Genomic DNA, 24,240 nt, shown 5'->3' with positions numbered 1-24,240 from the left:
TATTACAATGCGTACAGGTACAGTTAAATTTTTCAATGAATCTAAAGGTTACGGATTCATTACAGACGAAGAAACAGGAAAAGACATTTTTGTTCATGCATCAGGAATCAACGCGGAAGAACTTCGTGAAGGTGACAGAGTTAGCTATGAAGAAGAAGAAGGAAGAAAAGGAAAAGTTGCTGCGAAAGTAGCAGTTCTTTAAGCATAAAAATAGTTAACATTATTTTTGTTGCAGACGAATGTTTAAAACGTTTCGATTAATTTCGAGACGTTTTTTTTTGGTTAAAACCAAAAATCAAAACCCTTATTTATAATCAATAAAAATTAACCTTTATTCCCTTTTTAATCGAAACTAAATTTTGTTTTAAACTTGTGTTTTAAATCCTTGAAACCTATCTTTGTGTCATATTTTCGAAAAATAAATTATTCATCATGCAATCAACTCAATCCGATTATATTCCCATATTAATTCAGTTCATTATTGCTGTGGGTTTTGTTGTGGGAACAATCATAGCTTCTGGGAAATTAGGTCCAAAAAGAAAATCAGAAATTAAGGATAAAAACTTTGAATGCGGAATAGAGTCTGTTGGAAATGCGCGTATCCCTTTTTCGGTAAAATATTTTCTAGTTGCTATCCTTTTTGTATTGTTTGATGTAGAGGTTATTTTTCTATATCCTTGGGCAATTAATTTCAAGGAATTAGGAATGGAAGGTATGATTAAAATGATTGTTTTTATGTTCCTGCTTTTGGTAGGTTTTTTCTACATCATCAAAAAGAAAGCATTGGAATGGGAATAATAAAATCGTAAATTTTAGATTTTAGATTTTTCAACACACAGAAAGATTTAAAACTTAAAATTTAGAGGTTTTAAAAAAAATATTAAAAATTGATTTTTAAAATACTGATTTCGGTTTTCAAGATTTTCATAATCTAAAATCAGAAATCTAACCCGAGCGTCAGCGAACTGGCGCAGCAAATCTAAAATTAAAATGAGCAATTCAAATATAAAAATGGTTGAACCACCAGAAGGAATTGTAGGAGAAGGTTTCTTCGCTACAAAACTCAATGATGTTGTGGGTATGGCTCGTGCTAATTCACTTTGGCCCTTGCCTTTTGCTACTTCATGTTGTGGTATAGAATTTATGGCAACCATGGCTTCGCACTACGACTTAGCACGTTTTGGTTCAGAAAGAGTAAGTTTTTCTCCACGCCAAGCCGATATGTTAATGGTTATGGGTACAATTTCTAAAAAAATGGGTCCTATTTTACGTCAAGTATACGAGCAAATGGCAGAACCACGATGGGTAATTGCTGTTGGCGCATGTGCTTCGTCTGGAGGAATTTTTGACACCTATTCAGTGCTTCAAGGAATAGACAAAGTGATTCCTGTAGATGTTTATGTACCGGGTTGTCCGCCAAGACCAGAACAAATTGTTGATGGTGTAATGAAATTACAAGAATTAGTTAGAACCGAATCCGTTAGAAGGAGAAGTTCTCCAGAATACCAAGAATTATTAGCGTCTTATAATATCAAATAACGAAATGGCTATAGAAAATACAGACATTCAAGAAAAACTTACAGAAACATTTGGAGAAAGTGTTTTCGGTTTTCAACAAGAAAAAGACATTTTTTCGTTTGAAATAAGTTCTGATAAAAATACTGCTGTAATTTTATTTTTAAAAAATGACCCCACATTACGTTTTCATTTTTTAACCGATTTATGCGGCGTTCATTATCCAGATAACGACGAAAATCATCAGTTTGCAGTAGTATATCATTTACACAACTGGTACGAAAACAAACGCATCAAAATCAAAACCTATCTGAATGGGACTCCAGAAATAAAAACAATATCCAATATTTTCTTAAGCTCCAATTGGATGGAAAGAGAAACTTGGGATTTTTATGGAATTAATTTCGTAGGTCATCCACAATTGAAACGCATTTTGAATATGGATGAAATGATTTCGCATCCTATGAGAAAGGAATTTCCAATGGAGGATTCAGGAAGAACAGACAAAGACGATCGTTTCTTTGGAAGAACGTCAATTAATGTATAATTAAAGATGTCAGAACTATTATTACCACCAGAGCATCGCTATGCTAAAATAATTAAGGAGCAACTTAACGAAGACGGAAGTGAGCTTTCGATTTTGAATTTAGGACCAACTCATCCCGCTACTCACGGTATTTTTCAAAATATTTTATTGATGGATGGCGAACGAATTCTCGAAGCTGAGCCAACCATTGGTTACATCCACAGAGCTTTTGAAAAAATTGCAGAAAATCGTCCGTTTTATCAAATCACACCGCTTACAGACCGAATGAACTATTGCTCTTCACCCATAAACAATATGGGATGGTGGATGACATTAGAAAAATTATTAGATGTTGAAGTACCAAAACGGGCACAATATTTAAGAGTTATCATCATGGAATTGGCTCGAATTACAGACCATTTAATTTGTAATTCAATACTTGGAGTTGACACGGGTGCTTATACTGGTTTTCTTTATGTTTTTCAATTTAGAGAAAAAGTTTACGAAATCTACGAAGAAATTTGTGGTGCTCGTTTGACTACAAATATGGGGAGAATTGGTGGTTTCGAAAGAGATTGGTCTCCAGAGGCTTTCAGAAAATTAGATGTGTTTTTAGAAGAATTCCCAGTTGCATGGAAAGAATTTGAAAACTTATTCGAAAGAAATAGAATTTTTATTGATCGTACCGTAAACGTTGGAGCAATTACAGCCGAGCAAGCCATGGCTTATGGATTTACAGGTCCAAATTTACGTGCAGCAGGAGTTGATTATGATGTTCGAGTAGCGCAACCGTATTCTTCATACGAAGATTTTGATTTTATAGTTCCCGTAGGAAAATCTGGAGACACTTACGATCGTTTTTGTGTTCGTAATGCCGAAGTATGGGAAAGCTTAAGTATCATTCGTCAAGCATTAGCCAAAATGCCAGCAGGAAATGAATTTCATGCGGATGTACCGGATTATTATCTTCCTCCAAAAGAAGATGTGTATAATAATATGGAATCTTTGATTTACCATTTCAAAATCGTAATGGGAGAAGTTCCAATTCCAGTAGCCGAAATTTATCACCCAGTAGAAGGTGGTAATGGTGAATTAGGTTTTTACTTAATTACAGACGGAAGCAGAACACCGTATCGATTGCATTTTCGTAGACCTTGTTTTATATACTATCAGGCGTATCCGGAAATGATAAAAGGCGCATTACTATCTGATGCCATTGTAATTTTATCAAGTTTAAATGTAATAGCGGGAGAATTAGACGCTTAAAAATCAATTAAAAATTGAGAATTAAAAATTAAAAATTTTGATTCCTAGAAAATAAATCTTTGTGAACTTTGTGCCTTCTTAGCGTACGTTGTGGTTAAAAGAAATAAAAATGGAAAAAACACATTACAATCAAGAAATAAACATGACCAAAACATTGATGGATCGAATCAATGAATTAATCAGTCATTATCCTGAGGACAAAAAAAAATCAGCTTTGTTGCCTGTTTTACATGAAGTTCAAGATGCACATGAGAACTGGTTGAGTATCGGATTGATGGACAAAGTAGCCGAAATACTTTTAATAAAACCTATAGAGGTTTACGAAGTTGTTTCGTTTTATACCATGTACAATCAACGTCCAATTGGAAAATACATGTTCGAGTTTTGTCAAACCTCACCGTGTTGCTTAAATGGAGTTGAGAATCTAATGGATTACACTTGTGAAAAATTAGGTGTAAAAATTGGAGAACCAACTCCTGATGGTCTATTTGAAGTTCGAGGAGTAGAATGTCTGGGCGCTTGTGGATATGCTCCAATGATGCAGTTGGGCGATTTTTACAAAGAACATTTGAACGAAGAAAAAATCGACCAATTAATTGCAGATTGCAAAAATGATACAATAATATTACACGATAAATAATATGTCACAAAAAATATTATTAGACAAAATAAACGTTCCAGGTATTAAAACCTATGAAGTCTACCGAAAAGAAGGCGGTTACGCATCAGTAGAAAAAGCATTAAAAACCTTAACCCCAGACGAAGTAGTCGAAGAAGTAAAAACTTCAGGACTTCGTGGTCGTGGTGGTGCAGGATTTCCAGCAGGAATGAAATGGAGTTTTATTGACAAAAAATCAGGAAAACCGAGACATCTCGTTTGTAATGCCGATGAATCTGAACCAGGAACTTTCAAAGATCGTTATTTGATGGAGTTTATTCCTCATTTATTGATCGAAGGAATGATAACTTCCAGCTATGCATTAGGTGCAAATCTATCGTATATCTACATTCGTGGCGAATATATGTGGGTTTACAAAATATTAGAACGCGCCATAGCAGAGGCAAAAGCGGCTGGTTTCTTGGGCAAAAATATATTAGGTTCGGGATATGATTTAGAACTTTATGTACACTGTGGTGCTGGAGCATATATTTGTGGCGAGGAAACTGCATTAATCGAATCATTAGAAGGAAAACGTGGAAACCCACGAATCAAACCTCCGTTTCCAGCAATATCTGGACTTTGGGCAAATCCAACGGTTGTAAATAATGTAGAAACTATTGCTGCTGTGCCATGGATTGTAAATAATTCTGGTGCAGAATATGCAAAAATAGGAATTGGTCGTTCAACTGGAACCAAATTAATTTCGGCTTCAGGTCATATCAAAAATCCTGGTGTTTACGAAATTGAATTGGGATTATCAGTATACGAATTCATGAATTCCGAGGAATATCTGGGCGGAATGAGTTCGGACAGACCTCTTAAAGCATTCGTGCCCGGAGGAAGTTCTGTTCCCGTTTTACCAGCGCATTTAATTTACAAAACTACTGCAGGCGAAGATCGTTTAATGTCTTACGAAAGTTTGTCAGATGGAGGTTTTGCAACAGGTTCTATGTTGGGTTCAGGCGGATTTATTGTTTATAATGACACATCATGTATTGTCAGAAATACTTGGAATTTCTCTCGTTTTTACCACCACGAAAGTTGCGGACAATGTTCGCCCTGTCGTGAAGGAACTGGTTGGATGGAAAAAGTATTGCATAGAATAGAAAACGGGCACGGTCGTGAAGAAGACATTGATTTGCTTTTGAGTATCCAAAGCAAAATTGAAGGAAACACTATTTGCCCGCTTGGAGATGCAGCAGCTTGGCCAGTTGCAGCGGCTATTCGTCACTTTAGAGACGAGTTTGAATACCACATTCGTTTTCCAGAAAAAATAAAAAATAGAGACCATTTTGTTGCTGAACCTTTTGAAAAAGTGAAGCATTTGGTTTCAAAAGAATTGATTTAAGATTGAAGATTTGAGATTTCAAAATTAAAAACTCCGGAGGAGTTAAATATTGGCAGAAAATGAAAGTAACCATAGACGGACAAAGTATCGAAGTAGAACCTGGAACAACAATCCTGCAGGCAGCCAGAATGATTGGTGGAGAAGTAGTTCCACCAGCCATGTGCTATTATTCTAAACTAAAGGGAAGCGGCGGAAAATGCCGTTGTTGTTTAGTTGATATTACCAAAGGTAGTGATGCTGACCCAAGACCAATGCCAAAACTAATGGCGTCTTGTGTTACAGGCTGTCAAGAAGGAATGGAAATTGCAAGTAAAGCATCACCTAGAGTTCAAGAAGCACGAAAATCAGTAACTGAATTTTTATTGATAAATCACCCGTTAGATTGTCCGGTATGTGATCAAGCAGGCGAATGTGATTTGCAGAATTTAAGTTTTGAGCACGGAAAATCTGAAACTCGTTTTATTGAAGAAAAAAGAACTTTTGAACCAGAAGATGTAGGTCCAAATATTCAACTACACATGAATCGTTGTATACTTTGCTACCGTTGCGTTATGGTTGCAGATCAATTGACAGACGATAGAGTACATGGCGTCATGGACCGAGGTGATCATTCTAATATTTCGACTTGTATCTCAAAAGCGATTGACAATGAATTTTCTGGAAATATGATTGATGTATGTCCAGTTGGAGCTTTGACCGATAAAACATTTCGATTCAAATCGAGAGTTTGGTTTAGCAAACCCTACAATGCGCATAGAGATTGTGATACCTGTTGCGGAAAAACAACGGTTTGGATGTTTGGTGATGAAATTCAAAGAGTAACTGGAAGAAAAGACCAATACCACGAAGTAGACGAGTTTATTTGTAATACCTGCCGTTTTGATAAAAAAGAAATAACCGATTGGACTATTGAAGGACCAAGAGCATTCGAGAAAGATTCAGTTATCAACCAAAATAAGTACAATAGAAAATTGCACAAAGTAGAAATCGCTACCGAAAAATTCATTTTGGAAGGTAGAGAAGAAGATCGTAAAAAAATCAGTATGGTTTCTGCTCCATTAACCGAAGAAGATATTATTAATCAAGAAAGTTTAGGCAATAATGAATAGTACTATTATCATAGAAAAAAGTGTTATAATAGTAATCGTTTTTGCTATTACCATGCTTATGGCGATGTATTCTACATGGGCAGAACGCAAAGTTGCCGCTTGGCTTCAAGATCGAATAGGTCCAAATAGAGCTGGGACATGGGGACTTTTGCAACCACTTGCTGATGGATTAAAATTATTTTCTAAAGAAGAATTTGAACCAAATACTCCCAATAGATTTTTATTTTTTGTTGGACCAGCAATTGCAATGAGTACTGCCTTGATGACTAGTGCAGTTATTCCTTGGGGTGATCATTTCCATTTATTTGGAAGAGATATTTTGCTTCAAGCTGCTGATATTAATATCGCATTATTATACATTTTTGGAGTTGTTTCTGTTGGAGTTTATGGCATCATGATTGGTGGTTGGGCTTCGAATAATAAATTCTCCTTAATGGGTGCCGTTCGTGCAGCATCGCAAATGGTTTCGTATGAAGTTGCGATGGGATTATCGATGATTGCGTTATTGATGATGACGGGAACTTTGAGCTTGAGAGAAATTTCGGCACAACAATCGGGTTTTGGATGGAATGTATTTTACCAACCTGTATCGTTTTTAATATTTTTAATATGTGCTTTTGCCGAAACCAACAGAACACCTTTTGATCTAGCAGAATGCGAAAGTGAACTAATTGGCGGTTATCATACGGAATATTCGTCCATGAAAATGGGTTTTTATTTGTTTGCGGAATATGCAAATATGTTTATTTCATCGACCATATTAGCGGTATTGTTTTTTGGTGGATATAATTATCCTGGAATGAGTTGGGCTGTTGAAAATTGGGGTGTCAATATTGCCAATGTTTTAGGGATTGTAGTTTTGTTTATAAAAATATGTAGTTTTATATTTTTCTATATGTGGGTTCGTTGGACGATTCCAAGATTTAGATACGATCAATTAATGCATTTGGGTTGGAGAATATTAATTCCCCTATCGATTGTAAATATTGTGATTACTGGAATTGTGCTTTTAAGAAGTGAGATTGCAGTTTATTTAGGGTTTTAGGTTGTGATTTTGATAGTTTTAATTAAGTTTAAACAAGTGCAAAGAAATTTAAATTGCTTTAAATCATTGTTTTAAATTAAATTATGCAAACAAAAACTAAAGGTGTCGCAAAATGCGACACCTTGTAAATAAAATTAGAGATGAGCAGCATTATCATTCCGAATGAAATTATTCAAGACAAAATTTATTTGATTAGGAATATTAAAGTAATGTTAGACAGAGATTTAGCAAAAATGTTTGAGGTTTCACCTAGAAGATTAAGAGAGCAAATAGCTAGAAATCCTGGTAAATTTCCTGAACATTTTATGTTTAGATTGAACGAAATTGAAACAGAAATTATGGTATCGCAAAATGCAATACCTTCAAAACAAGCATTAGGTGGTTCATTGCCGTATGTTTTTACAGAACATGGAATTTTACAATTATCGAATGTTGTAAAAAGTGAGAAAGCAACTCAAATGAGCATTAAAATTATTGAAATTTTTGTAAGTATGAGAGAATTTCTTACGAATAATTTGAGTTCAAAAATTGATATTCAAGAAATAAAAAGAAGATTAGACAATAATGATAAGAATGTAGAATTACTCTTTAGTTATCTTGATGAAATGATGGAAAAGCAAGAAAATAAAGTGGAAAGAATTAAAATTGGTTTTAAAAAATAAAATATAATTAGTACAGGAATGCCTAGCCCTGATAGAAGAGGAAATCCCACGCCTTTTGCGTGGATTGAAACGGATAGCAGGAATAGCTTCAAATAAAAAATAAAAAATGTCTATAGAAACTATATCATTATCGGGTAGAAAAAAGATGGTTTCCAATAAGGAAATGTCTTTTTTGGAGAAAATGTATCTCATTGCCATTGCAAAAGGTTTGTGGATAACCATAAAACATTTGTTTCGCCGAAAAGTAACGATACAATATCCAGAGCAAGTTCGCGAAATGAGTCCCGTTTATCGAGGGCAACACATGCTAAAACGCGATGAACAAGGTCGGGAAAACTGTACTGCGTGTGGCTTGTGTGCGCTTTCTTGTCCTGCCGAAGCGATTACTATGACAGCAACAGAACGCAAGGCTGATGAAAAACATTTGTACCGAGAAGAAAAATATGCTTCGATTTATGAAATCAATATGTTGCGTTGTATTTTTTGTGGATTGTGTGAAGAAGCTTGCCCAAAAGATGCAATTTATTTGACAACATCTAAAGTATTAGTTCCGTCGAGTTACGAAAGAGAAGATTTTATTTTTGGGAAAGACAAACTCGTGATGCCTCTTGATATTGCAATGAAAAATGCTCAACTTAAAAACGCAAACTAATGTCAACAGTACTTTTATTATTCTGTGTTTTGTCTATAGTGACTATTGCAACGGCTTTCTTAACTATATATAGCAGAAACCCGATTCACAGTGCTATTTATTTAGTGATTTGTTTCTTCTCGATTGCAGGTCATTATTTATTATTGAACGCCCAGTTTCTGGCGGTGGTTCATATCATTGTATATTCTGGAGCCATTATGATTTTATTTTTGTTTACGATAATGCTGATGAATTTGAACAAAGAAAACGAAGTACACAAACCAAGATTTACTAGGTTGGGTGCTATTGTATCTTTCTTTTTGCTTTGTGTGGTGTTGTTATTGATTTTTAAAAATTCAAAACCTATTCCTGATAACTCTTATAGTGTAACTGGCGAAGATTTTCAATCGATCAAAGTACTTGGAAAAGTTTTATTGAACGAATATATGGTGCCTTTTGAGTACGCATCCATATTACTTTTAATTGCTATGATTGGCGCTGTTTTATTGTCTAAAAAAGAAAAAGTAGAAAAATAATGAACAATATATTAAACCAAATAGGTATTGAAAATTACATCTTCCTTTCCATATTACTATTTTGTATTGGAATTTTTGGAGTGTTGTACAGACGTAATGCGATCATTGTTTTTATGTCGATAGAAATTATGCTAAATGCAGTAAACTTATTGTTTGTGGCTTTTTCCACTTACCATCAGGATGCGCAAGGGCAAGTTTTTGTGTTTTTTTCTATGGCAGTTGCTGCTGCTGAAGTTGCTGTAGGATTGGCAATTTTAGTTTCGATATTTAGAAATTCGGGTTCGATTGATGTAGCTAATTTAAAAAACTTAAAAGGATAATTTTCAATGGATACCAATTTAGCTTTAGTCTTATTATTAGCGCCTTTTTTAGGGTTTTTACTTAATGTTTTCTTTGGAAAACGATTGGGAAAATCACTTTCAGGAATTGTTGGAACCGCAACTGTAGTGATTTCTTTTGCAGTTACACTTTACTTTTTCTTGCAAATAAATCAAACCAAACATCCTATAAATATTGATTTATTCGAATGGATGCAAATCAGTAATTTCAAAGTGAGTTTTGGATTATTATTAGATCAATTATCTATTTTATGGTTGCTTTTTGTAACCGGAATTGGTTCTTTGATTCATTTGTATTCAATAAGTTATATGCATGATGATGAAAAGATGCACGTGTTTTTTGCCTATCTGAATTTGTTTGTTTTCTTTATGATTACACTAGTTATGGGTAACAACTTACTTGTAATGTTCATTGGTTGGGAAGGTGTTGGGCTTTGCTCCTATTTGTTAATTGGTTTTTGGCATAAAAACCAAGAGTATAATGATGCTGCCAAGAAAGCATTTATCATGAATAGAATAGGTGATTTAGGACTGTTGATTGGGATTTTTATTATTGGAATATTGTTCGCAACTCTAGATTTTACAACACTTAAAACGAGTATTACAACCGCAACAGATATTAATGATTTATGGATTGCAATTGCTGCTTTAGCCCTGTTTATTGGTGCTTGTGGAAAGTCAGCGCAAATTCCTTTATACACTTGGTTGCCTGATGCTATGGCTGGACCAACTCCAGTATCGGCATTAATTCATGCTGCAACTATGGTTACAGCAGGAATTTTTATGATTACGAGATTAAATTTCATATTTGATATTGTTCCAAGCGTTCAAAATATAATTGCAATAATAGGAGCAGTTACTGCTCTTGTTGCCTCAACTATTGGATTGGTTCAAAATGACATCAAGAAAGTTCTTGCTTATTCTACGGTTTCGCAATTGGGCTTAATGTTTTTGGCTTTGGGATTAGGCGCTTATCAAGTGGCCGTTTTCCACGTAATTACACATGCTTTTTTCAAAGCCTGTTTGTTCTTGGGTTCAGGTTCTGTAATTCACGCTTTGCATGGCGAACAAGACATGCGCAAAATGGGTGGATTAAAAAGTGTCATGCCTATTACCTTTTGGACCATGATGATCGCTTCATTGGCAATTGCAGGAATTTTTCCTTTTGCAGGGTTTTGGTCTAAAGATGAAATATTAATTTCAGCTTTTCACGGAAATATAGGCTTTTGGGTTGTTGGTTCAATCGCTTCGATTTTGACGGCTTTCTATATGTTTAGGTTGATGTATTTAACTTTCTTCAACCAATTTAGAGGAACGGAACACCAAAAAAATCATTTGCACGAAAGTCCTACTTTAATCACGCTTCCTTTAATAATTTTAGCAATTTTATCCATCGTTGGTGGTGCTATTAGTTTGCCTGGTCATAGTATACTGAATGAGTATTTGGCTCCTATTTTTGCCGCAACTGCTCACGAAGAACATGTGTTGGGTAAAACGGAATATATCCTAATGGGAATCGCATTAATTGGTGCGTTTATAGGAATTGGTATTGCTTATGGAAAATACATCAAACAAGCAGCAATACCATTAGAGGACAACCAAATTACTGGATTTTCTAAAGTGTTATACAATAAATACTACGTTGATGAAGCCTATAATTTCATTATTGTAAAACCCTTAAATTTCTTGTCAAGTTACTTTAGAGATACACTCGAAACGAGCTTGTCTGCTGTGATTTTTGGATTTGGAAAAATAACTAATGAACTCGGTTCACAAGGCAGAAAATTCCATAACGGAAGTATTGGTTTTTATCTTTTCGCTTTTGTTATTGGACTTTGCGCATTTATATCTTATTTATTTTTAGCACAATAATTTTCCTATTATGAATATAACTCTTGTTTTAATTATACTATTAGTTGGCGCATTTTCAACGTTTTTGGCCGGTGATAAACTCGCTTCAAAAATAGCGTTGTTCTTCAGTTTAGCTGCTTTTGGAAGTACTCTAGTTTTGTTAAGTCATTTTAATGCAGGTGAAAACATCGACTTTATTGGTAAATGGATTTCAAAACCCAATATTTATTTTGCCCTCAAAGCGGACGGACTTTCAATAGCAATGCTTTTGTTAACTACTGCTTTGACCTCAATTATTATATTTTCTTCCTTTGGAAACGAGTACAAAAACTCGAAATCTTTTTATGCATTAATTTTATTTATGGCATTTGCAATGTCGGGAACTTTCCTCGCCAGTGATGGATTATTATATTATGTTTTTTGGGAATTATCATTAATACCAATTTATTTTATCGCATTGCTATGGGGAAATGGCGATGCCGAAGAGCGTAAAAAAGCAGTCGTAAAATTCTTTATTTATACCTTGGCTGGTTCACTGTTTATGTTGCTTGCCTTTATCTATTTATATCAAAAAGCGGGTAGTTTATTAATTGAAGATTTGTATAAATTAAACTTGTCATCAAGTGAACAGTTGTGGATCTTTTTAGCTTTCTTTTTGGCTTATGCCATCAAAATTCCAATTATACCATTTCATACTTGGCAAGCAAAAGTGTATCAAAAAGCACCAACAGTTGGTACAATGCTCCTTTCGGGAATTATGCTAAAAATGGGATTGTACAGCATTATTCGTTGGCAATTACCCATTGCGCCATTGGCTGCAAAATACTATATGTTTACTCTGATTTCGGCTGGAATCGCTGGAGTACTATATGGTTCGATTGTAGCTTTACGCCAAAAAGATTTAAAGAAATTATTAGCTTATTCATCACTGGCACACGTAGGATTAATTGCAGCTGGAACTTATACTTTAACACTTGATGGACTTCGTGGTGCTGTTTTACAAATGATTGCGCATGGTTTTGTAGTTGTTGGATTATTTTTTGCCGCTGAAATTATTTATAGACGATATGAAACTAGAATCATTTCAGAAATGGGAGGAATTCGATCTCAATCACCAAAATTCACCTCCATGTTCCTGATTTTGGTATTGGCATCCGTGGCGTTGCCATCAACTTTTAACTTTGTTGGAGAATTCACAGTATTATATAGTTTGTCACAAGTAGCTATTTGGTTTACACTTTTAGGCGGATCAACCATAATTTTGGGTGCTTATTATATGTTGAAAATGTTTCAAAATGCAATGCTAGGCGAGACAAATACTAAAATTTTTGCAGATATTAACACACAAGAAATAATAGTTTTTGTGCTAATTATTGGCGTATTATTCTTTTTTGGAATGTATCCAAAACCCATTACAGATTTGATAACGCCAAGTCTTGAAACCATTTTATCACAAATAAATAGAACTAACTAGTCAAATCAAAAAATGAATACATTAATAGCAATAATAGGATTAGGTGTTTTATGCCTCTTATTTGAAATTTTCAATTTAAGAAAAGCTATAGTTCCAATAACCGTGATTGGATTAATTGCAATTCTTGGTCTTAACATTTCCGAGTTTAATACTGTAGGAAGTTACTATAACAATATGATTGTTGTAAGTAAATTTTCATCAGCCTTCACGAGTTTATTTATTGTGCTTACTATTTTCCTAATCGCTTTGAGTCATAATTTTTATGAAAAACATCAAAGTAAATTGTCCGATTTTATTGCCATAAAAATATTTCTTTTGTCAGGAGCTGTGGTTATGGTTTCTTTTGGAAATCTTGCCATGTTTTTTCTTGGGATAGAAGTCTTATCTATTTCGCTTTATATTCTTGCCGCAAGCAGTAGATTAAACATAAAAAGCAACGAAGCTGGAATGAAATATTTTTTGATGGGTTCTTTTGCATCGGCAATAATTTTATTTGGAATTTGCTTAATCTATGGCGCAATGGGAACTTTTGACACTACCGATATCTACGATTGGTCTCGATCTGCCGAATTGCCTATTTGGTTTCCAATAGGAATTGCAATGGTAACTATTGGAATGTTATTTAAAATTGCAGCTGTACCTTTCCATTTTTGGGCTCCAGATGTTTATGAAGGTGCACCAGCTTTGACCACTGCAACAATGAGTACATTGGCAAAAGTAGTTGCTATGGCAACTTTATACAAATTATTGTATGGCATGAATGCCGATATTTCTCCTGAATTTCAATTGCTCATTGTCATCATTTCGATTGCTTCAATGACCGTTGGGAATATTATGGCGCTCAAACAAGCCAATGTAAAACGTATGTTGGCCTTTTCTGGAATTTCGCATGCGGGTTTTATGTTGATGGCATTGTTGAGCTTATCATCTTCGGCTAGCAGTTTGTTGTATTATTCAACTGCTTATTCACTTGCCGGAATTGCCGCTTTTAGTGTCATTTTATACGCTTGTAAAAATCGAGAAAACGAGGATATTGTAAACTTTCACGGATTAGGAAAAACCAACCCATTATTAGCTGCGATACTTACTGGAGCATTACTTTCTATGGCTGGAATTCCAATTTTTTCAGGATTTTTTGCAAAATTAGTTTTGTTTGATCAAACCATACGAGCTGGTTTTCTTGTAGTCGTAATTGCTGCAGTTATCAACTCTATAATCAGTGTAGGTTACTATTTTAAATTGATTTTAGCCATGTATACGAAAGAGCCAAACGAAACCCGAACTGGAACACCAATATTAATTTATGGCGTCGCTGTTGTGGCAATTGTATTAAACATTCTTTTAGGTTTGTTTCCTTCGTTAGTGCTCGATTTACTGGGGTAAAAGTCAGTATGATTACAAAATAATTTAACCGTAGATTCGCAGATTTTAAAATTTATCAAAATCTGCGAATCTGCGGTAATTTTTTTACAACCAAAATATGTTTTTTAATTCGCTAACCTTTGCTGTTTTTCTACCCATAGTTTTTTTACTCTATTGGTTCGTTTTTAGTAAAACTAAAACCGGGCAAAACGCATTTCTGGTTGTGGTGAGTTATTACTTTTACTCCTGTTGGGATTGGCGCTTTTTGTTTTTATTGCTGTTTTCAACACTTATATGTTATTTTACGGGTATTCATATTGAAAAAAGTAGTGGAGAACGAAAGCGGAAATTTTGGTTTTGGTTGAGCATTGTCTTCAATCTTGGTTTCTTAGGGATTTTTAAATACTACAACTTTTTTGCTGCTTCTTTTTCAGAACTTTTAATTTCTATTGGCATACATTCCAGTCCAATTTTGTTAGACGTGATTCTTCCTGTTGGGATTTCTTTCTACACTTTTCATGGCTTGTCTTATGTAATTGACATTTATTACAAAAGAATTCAGTCCGAGAAAAACATAGTTGATTACGCTTTATTTGTGAGTTATTTTCCGCTTTTGGTCGCTGGACCAATCGAAAGAGCCACTCATTTATTGCCACAAGTAAAACAAAAACGGATCTTTGATTTCGAAAAAGCCAAAGAAGGAATCTATCAAATTATTTGGGGATTGGTCAAAAAAGTGGTCATTGCCGATACTTGTGCCACGTATGCCAATGCTATTTTTGACAATTACACCTCGATGAATACCTTGTCTTTGATTTTGGGAGCTGTGTATTTTGCGTTCCAGATTTATGGCGATTTTTCAGGTTATTCTGATATGGCTTTGGGAATGTCTAAATTGTTTGGATTGGACTTATTGCGCAATTTCAATTACCCCTATTTCTCCAGAGATATTGCCGAGTTTTGGCGAAGGTGGCACATATCGTTGTCGTCTTGGTTTCGGGATTATTTGTACATTCCTCTTGGCGGAAGCCGTGGAAGCAAACTCAAACAAGTTCGTAATGTTTTCATCATATTTGTAGTAAGCGGTTTTTGGCATGGTGCCAATTGGCCTTTTCTGGCATGGGGATTTATAAATGCTTTGTATTTCCTACCGTCTTTACTATTAGGAACCAACCGAAATAATCTGGAAACAGCAGAATTGCATTGGGATTTCAATTCCATAAAAGTTTTTTTTAGTATTCTCGCCACTTTTGCAATAACGTGCTTGGCTTGGATATTTTTTAGGGCAAAATCCATTCATATCGCATTTGATTATATTGAGAATATTTTCACCAACGGGACTTTCGCATCCCAATACTTACAAAACCAACGCTACAATTATGAATTGCTGCTCCTAGTTCTAGCTTTTATTATGGTGGAATGGAATAGCCGATTCAAAATAGAACCCATTTCAGGAAAATACAACGGGTTAAAAATGACGTTGTGTCTCTTGGCAATTATCGCTTTGGGAACGTATGCCGATTATAAAGAATTTATTTATTTTCAATTCTAATGCAAAAATTTATAATAGTAGTTGCCAGAATTCTACTCATTCTTCTATTACTTTTAGTAGTGCTGGATTGGGCATACACGACCGTTTATTTGCATTCTTCCCATCGTGGAAAAGTGGAAAAGGTCTTCAATTCCAAAGCTGGAAATTATGATGTGATAATTTTGGGTTCATCGAGAGCCAACAATCATTTTGTCCCTGAATTGTTTGAAAAAAAAGGATTGAAAACCTTTAATTTCGGAATGAGTGGCGCACATTTATTCGAGGCTTCATTACTATTGAAATTAATGGCAGAACGCAATTATAAAATAAAAACAGTAATTCTTGAAGCTGATTTGGGTCTTTGTAACGAAAAAGAATCCGATGCTATTGCAGCAAAGTTCTTGCCTTACATTCATCATTCCGAAACAATAAAGAATCATTTTTCGAATCAAGAGAACTTTAATGAATTGTATTATATTCCGTTTTATCGTTATATCGATTTTGATGCACTTATTGGTTTTAGGGAAATGTACCATTCCGCAATAAAGCAACCTACGAATATTTTAGACCATCAAGGTTATCATCCTTTGATTAGCAAAAAGCAAGGAAATATGAAAAATGACATCAGAGCTTTGAAACCCATTCGCAACAAATACTACGAAGAGATTAAGCAAATTTGCAAACAGAATAAGTACAATCTAATTACCGTTATGACGCCGATGTGTACCAATGTAAAAGGACTAGATTATTTTGAAAAAGCTAATAAAATTTATCCCGAAATTCACAATCTAGAAAACGTGGTGCAAGGCGACCGCTATTTTTCTTCCTGCGGACATATGAATGATGCGGGAGCGAGAATGTTTACGAAGGTTGTTATTGAGAAGTTTTTTGGAACGAAGTAAAAAGCAGTTTTTGTAAATTTTAAAGTGATTGGAATTGAAACAACAACATAATCCCGACCGCTCGGATATATAAAATGCTAGCACGGAAATCCTTTCCGTGCCCACCAACACAATCAAAAAACCCTTAATTCCCTCAATCCTAATATATTCCCTAAAAGAATAATTTATTTGAAAAATATTAATACATTTGAAAATAAGTAAGCTTCAATTTATGAAAACTAAAAACGAAAATTCTAACAATCTTGCCACTCCAGGCAAACCAATGTCTCAAAAGAAACTGGCTTCTTTGATAAAAGAGGCGGAAGAAGGAGAATTTTTAACATTAGATGAGTTTAAAATTAGATTCGATAAATGGAGATTACAAAGAAAAAAGTAGTCAAATCTGTTTATTACTATAAGGATATTCAAGATATTTTTGAATATGGAGAAGCAACCTTCGGCGAAAAAGCTGCATTATCATTTTTCGATGAACTATTAATGGACACCCAAAATCTCGAATCGCGCTATTTACTCCATCCCGAATGTCGTCATCTGGAGACCAAAACCAAGAAATACCGGAATATCATTTTTGGTTCCTACCTCATCATTTACAGAATTACACCCCACAGAATAGAAGTTTTAAGAGCTTTTCACGGCAGTCGTTCTCCAAAATCTATCAAGGAATCAAGAAGTATCAAAGTAGATTGATTTTCAATCTTACTGCATTTATATTGAAAACGGCATAAAAAGCGACCGCTGTTTTTCTTCCTGCGGACATATGAATGATGCGGGAGCACGAATGTTTACGCAGGTTGTGATTGAGAGATTTTTTAGAACAAAACAACAAAAATCCCATTGATACGAATACCAACGGGAATTTTCTACCAACCAATTCAAAAAATCTAATTATTTATTCTATCAGCTACTTTAGCTTGCTCATTTTTGCCCTTTGAACCATTAGTTCTATAATAGATGTCGTCTTGATTACCCGAGTTTTGATCATTATCATCATCGTTGTCATAACCGCTATTATAGTGTTGATAGTATTGATAATTTCTACCGCCTTTTACAGAACCAAAAATATCCACAATTTGACCACGACGGTTATAAATAATTTGCAAACCACCTACTTGTGTCAAAGCAAAACGGTTGTAAGTCATGTAAACAGAACCCACTCGTTTAATTCTATCATTTGCATCATAATTAATAAACACGTTTCCGATACGTCTCACTCTACCCGCATAATCGTGTTCAATTTTAACACCATAATTTCCATTTCGAATAACAGCCGGAGTTCCATAAGTTTTATTCACGGCACTAGTTCTTCTCCCTTGTTTATAATACATATCACCAGTTGAAGGCGTTGTATTAAAATCAAATTGTCCGTCAGCAAATACGTAAAACTCAACGCCTCTCTCTGAGAATACAATTGGATCCGCATTTCTAAAATCAACAGGAGATTTATTACTATTTCTCTCTGTTGCATTCGCTACACCACTTCCAATAAGGAAGATACTAGCTACTAAAAGGGTAATTTTTTTCATAATCTATCTTATTTGGGTTTTTGCCTACTCTTGAGCTTTTCGGCTTTCGCTTTATTTACTTATTTGACTAGGTATATCCAAGTAGCGTGCCAAAAACTTGGCTCATGGTTTCGTGTTTTTAAACAATAGACTAATTATAAGTTATTAAATATCTTGAAATCAGGTGTTTAATAAAAAAGATTTATTTCCTTATAAATTGAAATTTGGGTATTCTTTAACTAAAACCAAACGGAGTATAATTTCTTTTCCTAAGATTAAGACCAATAAAAAAATCGAACTCAAACTCAAAACTATTTATCAACAATCCCAAAAATTAACTTTCAACTTTGGTTTGGATACATGCTTATTCTGTAATTTTACCTCATGTATGCTTTAGTCGATTGTAACAATTTTTATGCTTCGTGCGAACGTGTTTTCCAACCTCAACTCATTGGAAAACCCATTGTTATTTTGTCTAATAACGACGGTTGTGTTATATCGAGAAGTTATGAAGCAAAAGATTTAGGTATTCCAATGGGTGCTCCAGAATTTAAATTTCGGGAACAATTGAAACAACAAAATGTGCATGTGTTCTCTTCAAATTATGCTTTGTACGGAGACTTGAGTAATCGAGTCATGAAAATTTTAGAAGGCTTTACGCCAAATGTGGAAGTCTATAGTATTGACGAAGCATTTTTGAGTTTTGGTGGAATGAAAATTGAAAACTACCACATCTATGGTTTGCAAATGAAAACCCGAGTGCAAAAATGGGTCGGCATTCCGGTTTGTATTGGCTTTGCCCAGACCAAAGCCTTATCGAAAGTTGCTAATAAAATTGCCAAGAAATTTCAAGAAAGAACCGCCGGAATTTACATTATAGACACCGAAGAAAAACGCATCAAAGCACTGAAATGGACAAAAATTGAAGATGTTTGGGGAATTGGTTTTCGATTGACCGCCAAAATGAAAGCAAAAAATATTCATACCGCTTATGATTTTACTTTACCTCACAACGAAAGTTTCATCAAAAAGGAAATGGGAGTTGTTGGTCTGCGATTAAAATATGAATTAGAAGGACAATCGGTATTGGAAATGGAAGAACCCAAAAGCAAAAAAAATATTGCCGTTACCCGAAGTTTTGACGGTAACATTAGCACCTTTAACGAAATGAAAGAACGTGTTTCTACTTTTGCTACAGTATGCGCCGAGAAATTACGAAAGCAAAATTCTTGCTGTCATGGCGTAATTTTATACCTTCGAAAAGACAAATACAAAGTAGATCGACAGCGCTATAACTTTTATAAACTAGAAACCTTACCCTTTGCTAGTAACTCGAATATTACATTAAGTTCCGTAGCGGTTAAAATGCTTGCGGAATTATTTGAAGAAGGGGAAACTTATAAAAAAGCCGGAATTATTGTCACGCAAATTATTCCGCAGGATCAAAAACAATTGCATCTTTTTGAAGAAGAAAATCCAAAACATCAAAAACTAATGCAAGTTATCGATGCCTTTCACAAAAAAACAGGCGAGCGCAAAATACGTTTGGGAAATCAAGATTTGCAACGCACTTGGAAAATGAAACAAAATCATTTGTCCAAAAAATACACTACTGATATTAAAGAAATTTTTGAAGTAAAATGCCATTAAAAAACAAAATAACGTTCTTCCTTCCTGATTTTGAAAGCAGCCATGAACTTCCGTTTATTGCTGCTGGGATTAAAGCTGGTTTTCCATCGCCTGCCGCAGATTTTGACGAAAGCAAAATTAGTTTGGATAATGTGTTGGTCAAAAACAGAGAAGCCACTTTTTATGCAAAAGCTTCTGGAAATTCAATGACTGGTGCGGGGATTGACGATGGTGACGTTTTAGTAATTGACCGAAGCCTTGAACCACAAAACAACAAAATTGCTGTTTGTTTCATAGATGGAGAGTTTACTATAAAAAGAATTTTGGTAGAAAAAGATGGTGTTTACTTAATGCCCGAAAACAAAAATTACCAACCCATTAAAGTCAATCATGAAAACGAATTGGTAATTTGGGGAGTTGTTACTTATGTAATAAAAAAAGTGTGAAATTGAATGGCATCAATTTCACACTGTGAATAAAAAAAAACATAATTAAAAAAAACTATTTCTTACCAAAATATTGAATATAGCGCCACTAGAATTCCGCCTATTATCATCGTGCCTACGGCAAAACCATTCGATACTTTAAACATTTTAGTGTCAACTTCTAATCCTTTTACAACTACTCCTCGTTTGCTGTCGATTAAACTGATTACAATCATTATCAAAACACATATTACGAACACAAAACCCATTCTATCTATAAATGGAATTTCATAAGCCATTGTTTTATCTTTTTGTTCTACCAAAGTAGCAAATCCTGAACTGTACAGGAACTCTAGATTCACGAATCCTGGCAAGAATTTAAAAAACACTGATAATAAAAAACCTCCAATGGTAGCAAACATTGCAGCATTTGAGCTGGTTTTTTTCCAGAAAAATCCTAGAATAAACATCGCAAAAATACCAGGACTTACAAATCCAGTATATTCTTGAATGAACTCGAATCCGCCTTTTTTATCAATTCCTAAAAAGGGAGCAATAAATACGGCAACAAGCATCGCTACAACCACCGTTATTTTACCAACTTGCACCATTCTCTTTTCGCTGGCATCTACATTAATTTTTTTCTTGAAAATGTCCAAAGTAAAAATGGTTGAAATACTGTTTACTTTTCCTGCTAAAGATGCAACAACAGCTGCAGTTAATGCCGCAAAAGAGAGTCCTTTTAATCCCACGGGCAGCAAATTCAATAATACCGGATAAGCTCTATCTGGATTCAATACACCGTCAGCTCCCAATAATTCAGTTTGTAGTCCACCTTTCATGTGAATTACATAAGCAGCAATACCGGGCAAAACAACAATAACTGGCATTAACAATTTCAAGAAAGCGGCAAATAAAATTCCACTTCGGGCGGTTTTTAAATCCGCACCCAAAGCTCTTTGAGTAATGTACTGGTTGCAACCCCAATAATTCAAGTTTACAATCCACATACCTCCAAACAATACAGCCAAACCCGGTAAACTGGGAAAATTTGCATTGTCCTTTTTAAATATCATGTGAAAATGGTCTCCGGATTGATCCATCATATAGTTGAATCCTTGAACCATTCCGCTTTGTCCATTTAATTGTGCTACTTTGTCTAAGGCTAAATAGGTGGTTACTAAACCTCCTAAAATCAAAAATACGACCTGAATAACATCTGTATATCCAATTACTTTCATTCCGCCTAGAGCAATTATTATGGCAAAAAATGCCAATCCGTACATGCACAGATCTACTTGAATGCCAGAAATTCCATTAATGGCCAAAGCGCCCAAATAAAGAATAGAAGTCAAATTGACAATTACATAAAGCAACAGCCAAAAAACAGCCATTATCATGGCCACATTCCCATTGTATCTTTGGCTCAAAAATTGAGGCATTGTATAAATTTTATTCTTTAAATAAACCGGAATAAAGAAAACCGCAACAATAATAAGAGTTGCAGCAGCCATCCATTCATAAGTCGCAATAGCAAGTCCCATTTTGAAACCGTTCCCAGACATGGCGATAAATTGTTCGGATGAAATGTTCGAGGCGATTAATGATGTTCCTATTGCCCACCAGGTCAATGAACCTTCGGCTAAAAAGTAATCATGCGAAGCGGTCATCGTTTCACTTTTCTTACGTCTGTATACAGAATATCCATATCCTGCCACAATGAGGAAATAGATTAAAAAAACGAGGTAATCGTATAGTTGTAATGTTTTCATTTGGTTATTTATTATTGGTTAATTATAATTTAATACGCTAATAAAAAGTTGCTTTATTTTTTGAAAGATCCTATTTTAACAGTTCTTCTTTCGGATTTTTTGTTCCCATTTCCAGGCGCTTTCCATAGCTTGTTCAAGAGTCGAAACAGTTTTCCAACCCAGAACGGTATTTGCCCTGTCAGTATTTGCGTAGGCCGAAGTCACATCGCCTTCTCTACGTTCCACAATTTTATAAGGTAATTTTTGACCGCTCACTTTTTCAAAAGCATCAATCACTTCTAGCACTGAACTTCCTGTTCCAGTTCCAAGATTAAAAACCTCTAATTGTGCTGTATTTTTTTTGTTTAATAAGCGTTGTAAAGCAATTACGTGGGCTTTCGCCAAATCGACTACGTGAATATAATCGCGAACACAAGTTCCATCAACAGTAGGATAATCATTTCCATAAACCGATAATTCAGCACGTAATCCCATACCTGCTTGTGTGATAAAAGGGACCAAATTTTGAGGAACTCCAATAGGCAATTCGCCAATTTCGGCAGAAGGATGTGCGCCAATAGGATTGAAATAACGCAATAAAATAGCATTGATGGCACTCACTTTGACTACATCGGCAATGATTTCTTCGCCTATTTGTTTCGTGTTACCATAAGGCGATAATGCGGGTTGAATGGCAGTTGTTTCGGCAATAGGCATCACTTCGGCTTGACCGTAAACCGTACAAGAGGAACTGAATATAAAATGGGCTTCTTTCTTTTTCTCTAATTCTTGCAAAATGTAAACTAAAGCTCCCAAGTTGTTTTCATAATACAACAAAGGATTTTTCACGCTTTCGCCAACTGCTTTGGAAGCCGCAAAATGAATCACTCCTGTAATATCATCGTGTTCTGCAAAGAAACGCTGCACAGCAGATTTTTCTCTTAAATCGACTGCAGAAAAATGGGGTTTTTCCCCTGTAATTCGTTCAATTCCATCCAATACTTCGATAGAAGAATTAGATAAATTATCAATTACTACTACTTCAAATCCTTGATTTTGCAATTCGACAACGGTATGTGATCCAATGAAACCCAAACCACCTGTTACTAGAATTTTACTCATTTTATTTATTTTTATAATGAACCTCTGATAGTGTTTTCAATACGGCAGCACTTTTCTCTGGAGTAATATCTCTTTGTGCTTCTCCCATCATTTCGTAACCTACCATAAATTTCTTTACAGAGGCCGAACGCAATAATGGCGGATAAAAATGCATGTGAAATTGCCATTCTGGATGCAATTCTCCGTCTGTAGGTGCTTGATGAATTCCTGATGAATACGGGAAAGAAGTCTCAAAAAGATTGTCGTATTTTATGGTTAATTGTTTTAAAATTATAGCATAATCCGAAACTTCCTCTGGAGTAAAGTTGGTTATATTCGTTATATGACGTTTACTAATAATCATCGTCTCAAACGGCCAAATTGCCCAAAAGGGAACCAATGCCACAAAGTGCTCACTCTCAATTACAATGCGCTCTTTAAGTTTTAATTCTTCATTCAAATAATCGATTAAAAGATTGCTTTGATTTTTTTCGAAATAGGCTTTCAAACTATCTTGTGTTTTCTCCACTTGTGTTGGTAACGAAGATTGCGCCCATATTTGTCCATGTGGATGAGGATTACTACATCCCATAACACTGCCTTTGTTTTCAAAAATCTGAACGTGATTTATGTAGTCTACATTTCCTAAATCCGTGTATTCTTTTTGCCAAGTTCTAATAATTAACTCAATAGCTGGAAGATCCATTTCAGGTAAGGTCAGATTATGTTTTGGCGAAAAACAAACTACTCTAGCAATTCCGCGTTCTGGTTTAGCTTTAAAGAAAGTAGGCTTTGTCTCGGCAGCAAAGGCAATTGGTTCTTGTTTTACGGCTGCAAAGTCATTTTCGAAAACAAAACTTGATTCATATAATGGATTTATTTCTCCATTGGCACGAACATTTCCTGGACATAAATAGCAGGTTGGATCGTATTCTGGTAGTGTATCCGTATGGATTTTTTCGGTTTGGCCTTGCCAAGGTCTTGTTGCTCTGTGTGGTGAGACTAAAACCCATTCGTTAATTAATGGATTGAATCGCCTGTGAGGATCTTGGTTTATATCAAAATTTTTCATTTT

The 24,240-nt window shown here is 34.8% G+C and carries 26 protein-coding genes; 22 read left to right on the top strand and 4 right to left on the bottom strand.

Going from position 1 to position 24,240, the window contains the following annotated elements; genetic code table 11:
* Window positions 1-7: 7 nt before the first annotated feature.
* The 20 genes from RMO53_RS02485 to RMO53_RS02390 all read left to right on the top strand — a co-directional run bounded on the left by RMO53_RS02485 (window position 8) and on the right by RMO53_RS02390 (window position 17,444).
* Entirely contained in the window at window positions 8-202 is a 195-nt protein-coding gene (locus RMO53_RS02485; RefSeq protein ID WP_077378011.1) for a cold-shock protein, read from the top strand.
* A 230-nt stretch (window positions 203-432) separates the two neighbouring features.
* Window positions 433-798 (top strand): NADH-quinone oxidoreductase subunit A, encoded by a 366-nt coding sequence (locus tag RMO53_RS02480; protein WP_310377771.1) that lies wholly within the window; start codon window positions 433-435, stop codon window positions 796-798.
* 192 nt (window positions 799-990) lie between these two features.
* Window positions 991-1,539, top strand: a complete 549-nt coding sequence (locus RMO53_RS02475) for an NADH-quinone oxidoreductase subunit B (protein WP_310377770.1) — start codon at window positions 991-993, stop codon at window positions 1,537-1,539.
* A 4-nt stretch (window positions 1,540-1,543) separates the two neighbouring features.
* A complete protein-coding gene (locus RMO53_RS02470) occupies window positions 1,544-2,062 on the top strand; it encodes an NADH-quinone oxidoreductase subunit C (protein WP_310377769.1) in 519 nt (172 codons plus the stop codon).
* Between the two features lie 6 nt (window positions 2,063-2,068).
* Entirely contained in the window at window positions 2,069-3,307 is a 1,239-nt protein-coding gene (locus RMO53_RS02465; RefSeq protein WP_310377768.1) for an NADH-quinone oxidoreductase subunit D, read from the top strand.
* Between the two features lie 109 nt (window positions 3,308-3,416).
* The gene (locus RMO53_RS02460) at window positions 3,417-3,947 is read left to right on the top strand and encodes an NAD(P)H-dependent oxidoreductase subunit E (RefSeq protein ID WP_310377767.1); all 531 of its coding nucleotides are present in this window, start codon (window positions 3,417-3,419) and stop codon (window positions 3,945-3,947) included.
* Window position 3,948: 1 nt separating this feature from the next.
* On the top strand, window positions 3,949-5,316 hold the full coding sequence (nuoF, locus tag RMO53_RS02455; RefSeq protein WP_310377766.1) for an NADH-quinone oxidoreductase subunit NuoF: 1,368 nt from the start codon (window positions 3,949-3,951) through the stop codon (window positions 5,314-5,316).
* Between the two features lie 59 nt (window positions 5,317-5,375).
* Window positions 5,376-6,425 (top strand): 2Fe-2S iron-sulfur cluster-binding protein, encoded by a 1,050-nt coding sequence (locus tag RMO53_RS02450; protein WP_310377765.1) that lies wholly within the window; start codon window positions 5,376-5,378, stop codon window positions 6,423-6,425.
* A complete protein-coding gene (gene nuoH / locus RMO53_RS02445; protein WP_310377764.1) occupies window positions 6,418-7,470 on the top strand; it encodes an NADH-quinone oxidoreductase subunit NuoH in 1,053 nt (350 codons plus the stop codon). The genes RMO53_RS02450 and nuoH overlap by 8 nt, the downstream gene beginning before the upstream one ends.
* A 140-nt stretch (window positions 7,471-7,610) precedes the next feature.
* Window positions 7,611-8,132 carry an ORF6N domain-containing protein gene (locus RMO53_RS02440; RefSeq protein WP_310377763.1) on the top strand — a complete coding sequence of 174 codons (522 nt, stop codon included), beginning with the start codon at window positions 7,611-7,613 and terminating at the stop codon, window positions 8,130-8,132.
* A gap of 106 nt (window positions 8,133-8,238) precedes the next feature.
* A complete protein-coding gene (locus RMO53_RS02435; protein WP_310377762.1) occupies window positions 8,239-8,784 on the top strand; it encodes an NADH-quinone oxidoreductase subunit I in 546 nt (181 codons plus the stop codon).
* Window positions 8,784-9,299, top strand: coding sequence for an NADH-quinone oxidoreductase subunit J (locus RMO53_RS02430; protein ID WP_310377761.1), 516 nt, complete (start codon window positions 8,784-8,786; stop codon window positions 9,297-9,299). Before RMO53_RS02435 ends, RMO53_RS02430 begins: the two co-directional genes overlap by 1 nt.
* Window positions 9,299-9,619: an NADH-quinone oxidoreductase subunit NuoK gene (nuoK, locus tag RMO53_RS02425; protein ID WP_310377760.1), complete on the top strand. Its 321-nt coding sequence runs from the start codon at window positions 9,299-9,301 to the stop codon at window positions 9,617-9,619. The genes RMO53_RS02430 and nuoK overlap by 1 nt, the downstream gene beginning before the upstream one ends.
* 6 nt (window positions 9,620-9,625) lie before the next feature.
* Window positions 9,626-11,509, top strand: a complete 1,884-nt coding sequence (nuoL, locus tag RMO53_RS02420; protein ID WP_310377759.1) for an NADH-quinone oxidoreductase subunit L — start codon at window positions 9,626-9,628, stop codon at window positions 11,507-11,509.
* A 10-nt stretch (window positions 11,510-11,519) separates the two neighbouring features.
* The gene (locus tag RMO53_RS02415; protein ID WP_310377758.1) at window positions 11,520-12,962 is read left to right on the top strand and encodes an NADH-quinone oxidoreductase subunit M; all 1,443 of its coding nucleotides are present in this window, start codon (window positions 11,520-11,522) and stop codon (window positions 12,960-12,962) included.
* A gap of 12 nt (window positions 12,963-12,974) precedes the next feature.
* A complete protein-coding gene (locus tag RMO53_RS02410) occupies window positions 12,975-14,345 on the top strand; it encodes an NADH-quinone oxidoreductase subunit N (protein ID WP_310377757.1) in 1,371 nt (456 codons plus the stop codon).
* A 97-nt stretch (window positions 14,346-14,442) separates the two neighbouring features.
* Complete coding sequence (locus tag RMO53_RS02405) at window positions 14,443-15,876, top strand: MBOAT family O-acyltransferase (protein ID WP_310377756.1); 1,434 nt, start codon at window positions 14,443-14,445, stop codon at window positions 15,874-15,876.
* Complete coding sequence (locus tag RMO53_RS02400; RefSeq protein WP_310377755.1) at window positions 15,876-16,757, top strand: hypothetical protein; 882 nt, start codon at window positions 15,876-15,878, stop codon at window positions 16,755-16,757. The genes RMO53_RS02405 and RMO53_RS02400 overlap by 1 nt, the downstream gene beginning before the upstream one ends.
* Window positions 16,758-16,968: 211 nt before the next feature.
* A complete protein-coding gene (locus RMO53_RS02395) occupies window positions 16,969-17,133 on the top strand; it encodes a hypothetical protein (RefSeq protein WP_165783980.1) in 165 nt (54 codons plus the stop codon).
* Entirely contained in the window at window positions 17,109-17,444 is a 336-nt protein-coding gene (locus tag RMO53_RS02390; RefSeq protein ID WP_310377754.1) for a type II toxin-antitoxin system RelE/ParE family toxin, read from the top strand. The genes RMO53_RS02395 and RMO53_RS02390 overlap by 25 nt, the downstream gene beginning before the upstream one ends.
* 194 nt (window positions 17,445-17,638) lie before the next feature.
* Here RMO53_RS02390 and RMO53_RS02385 read toward each other — a convergent pair whose 3' ends face one another.
* Window positions 17,639-18,280 (bottom strand): hypothetical protein, encoded by a 642-nt coding sequence (locus RMO53_RS02385; protein WP_310377753.1) that lies wholly within the window; start codon window positions 18,278-18,280, stop codon window positions 17,639-17,641.
* A gap of 363 nt (window positions 18,281-18,643) precedes the next feature.
* On the opposite strand from RMO53_RS02385, the gene RMO53_RS02380 reads away from it, so the two are divergent.
* Together RMO53_RS02380 and RMO53_RS02375 are read left to right on the top strand one after the other, a co-directional pair.
* Window positions 18,644-19,909, top strand: coding sequence for a Y-family DNA polymerase (locus tag RMO53_RS02380; protein ID WP_310377752.1), 1,266 nt, complete (start codon window positions 18,644-18,646; stop codon window positions 19,907-19,909).
* Window positions 19,900-20,334 (top strand): translesion error-prone DNA polymerase V autoproteolytic subunit, encoded by a 435-nt coding sequence (locus RMO53_RS02375; protein WP_310377751.1) that lies wholly within the window; start codon window positions 19,900-19,902, stop codon window positions 20,332-20,334. The genes RMO53_RS02380 and RMO53_RS02375 overlap by 10 nt, the downstream gene beginning before the upstream one ends.
* 62 nt (window positions 20,335-20,396) lie before the next feature.
* On the opposite strand, the gene RMO53_RS02370 is transcribed toward RMO53_RS02375, so the two are convergent.
* The 3 genes from RMO53_RS02370 to RMO53_RS02360 form a co-directional block, all read right to left on the bottom strand.
* Window positions 20,397-22,085: a sodium/sugar symporter gene (locus RMO53_RS02370; protein ID WP_310377750.1), complete on the bottom strand. Its 1,689-nt coding sequence runs from the start codon at window positions 22,083-22,085 to the stop codon at window positions 20,397-20,399.
* 75 nt (window positions 22,086-22,160) lie between these two features.
* Window positions 22,161-23,186, bottom strand: a complete 1,026-nt coding sequence (gene galE / locus RMO53_RS02365) for a UDP-glucose 4-epimerase GalE (protein ID WP_310377749.1) — start codon at window positions 23,184-23,186, stop codon at window positions 22,161-22,163.
* Between the two features lies 1 nt (window position 23,187).
* A complete protein-coding gene (locus RMO53_RS02360) occupies window positions 23,188-24,237 on the bottom strand; it encodes a UDP-glucose--hexose-1-phosphate uridylyltransferase (RefSeq protein WP_310377748.1) in 1,050 nt (349 codons plus the stop codon).
* Window positions 24,238-24,240: the final 3 nt, after the last annotated feature.

The organism is Flavobacterium sp., from assembly GCF_031409475.1.
In the GTDB taxonomy this organism is placed as follows: domain Bacteria; phylum Bacteroidota; class Bacteroidia; order Flavobacteriales; family Flavobacteriaceae; genus Flavobacterium.
This window is presented reverse-complemented; position numbering and strand designations above follow the sequence as displayed.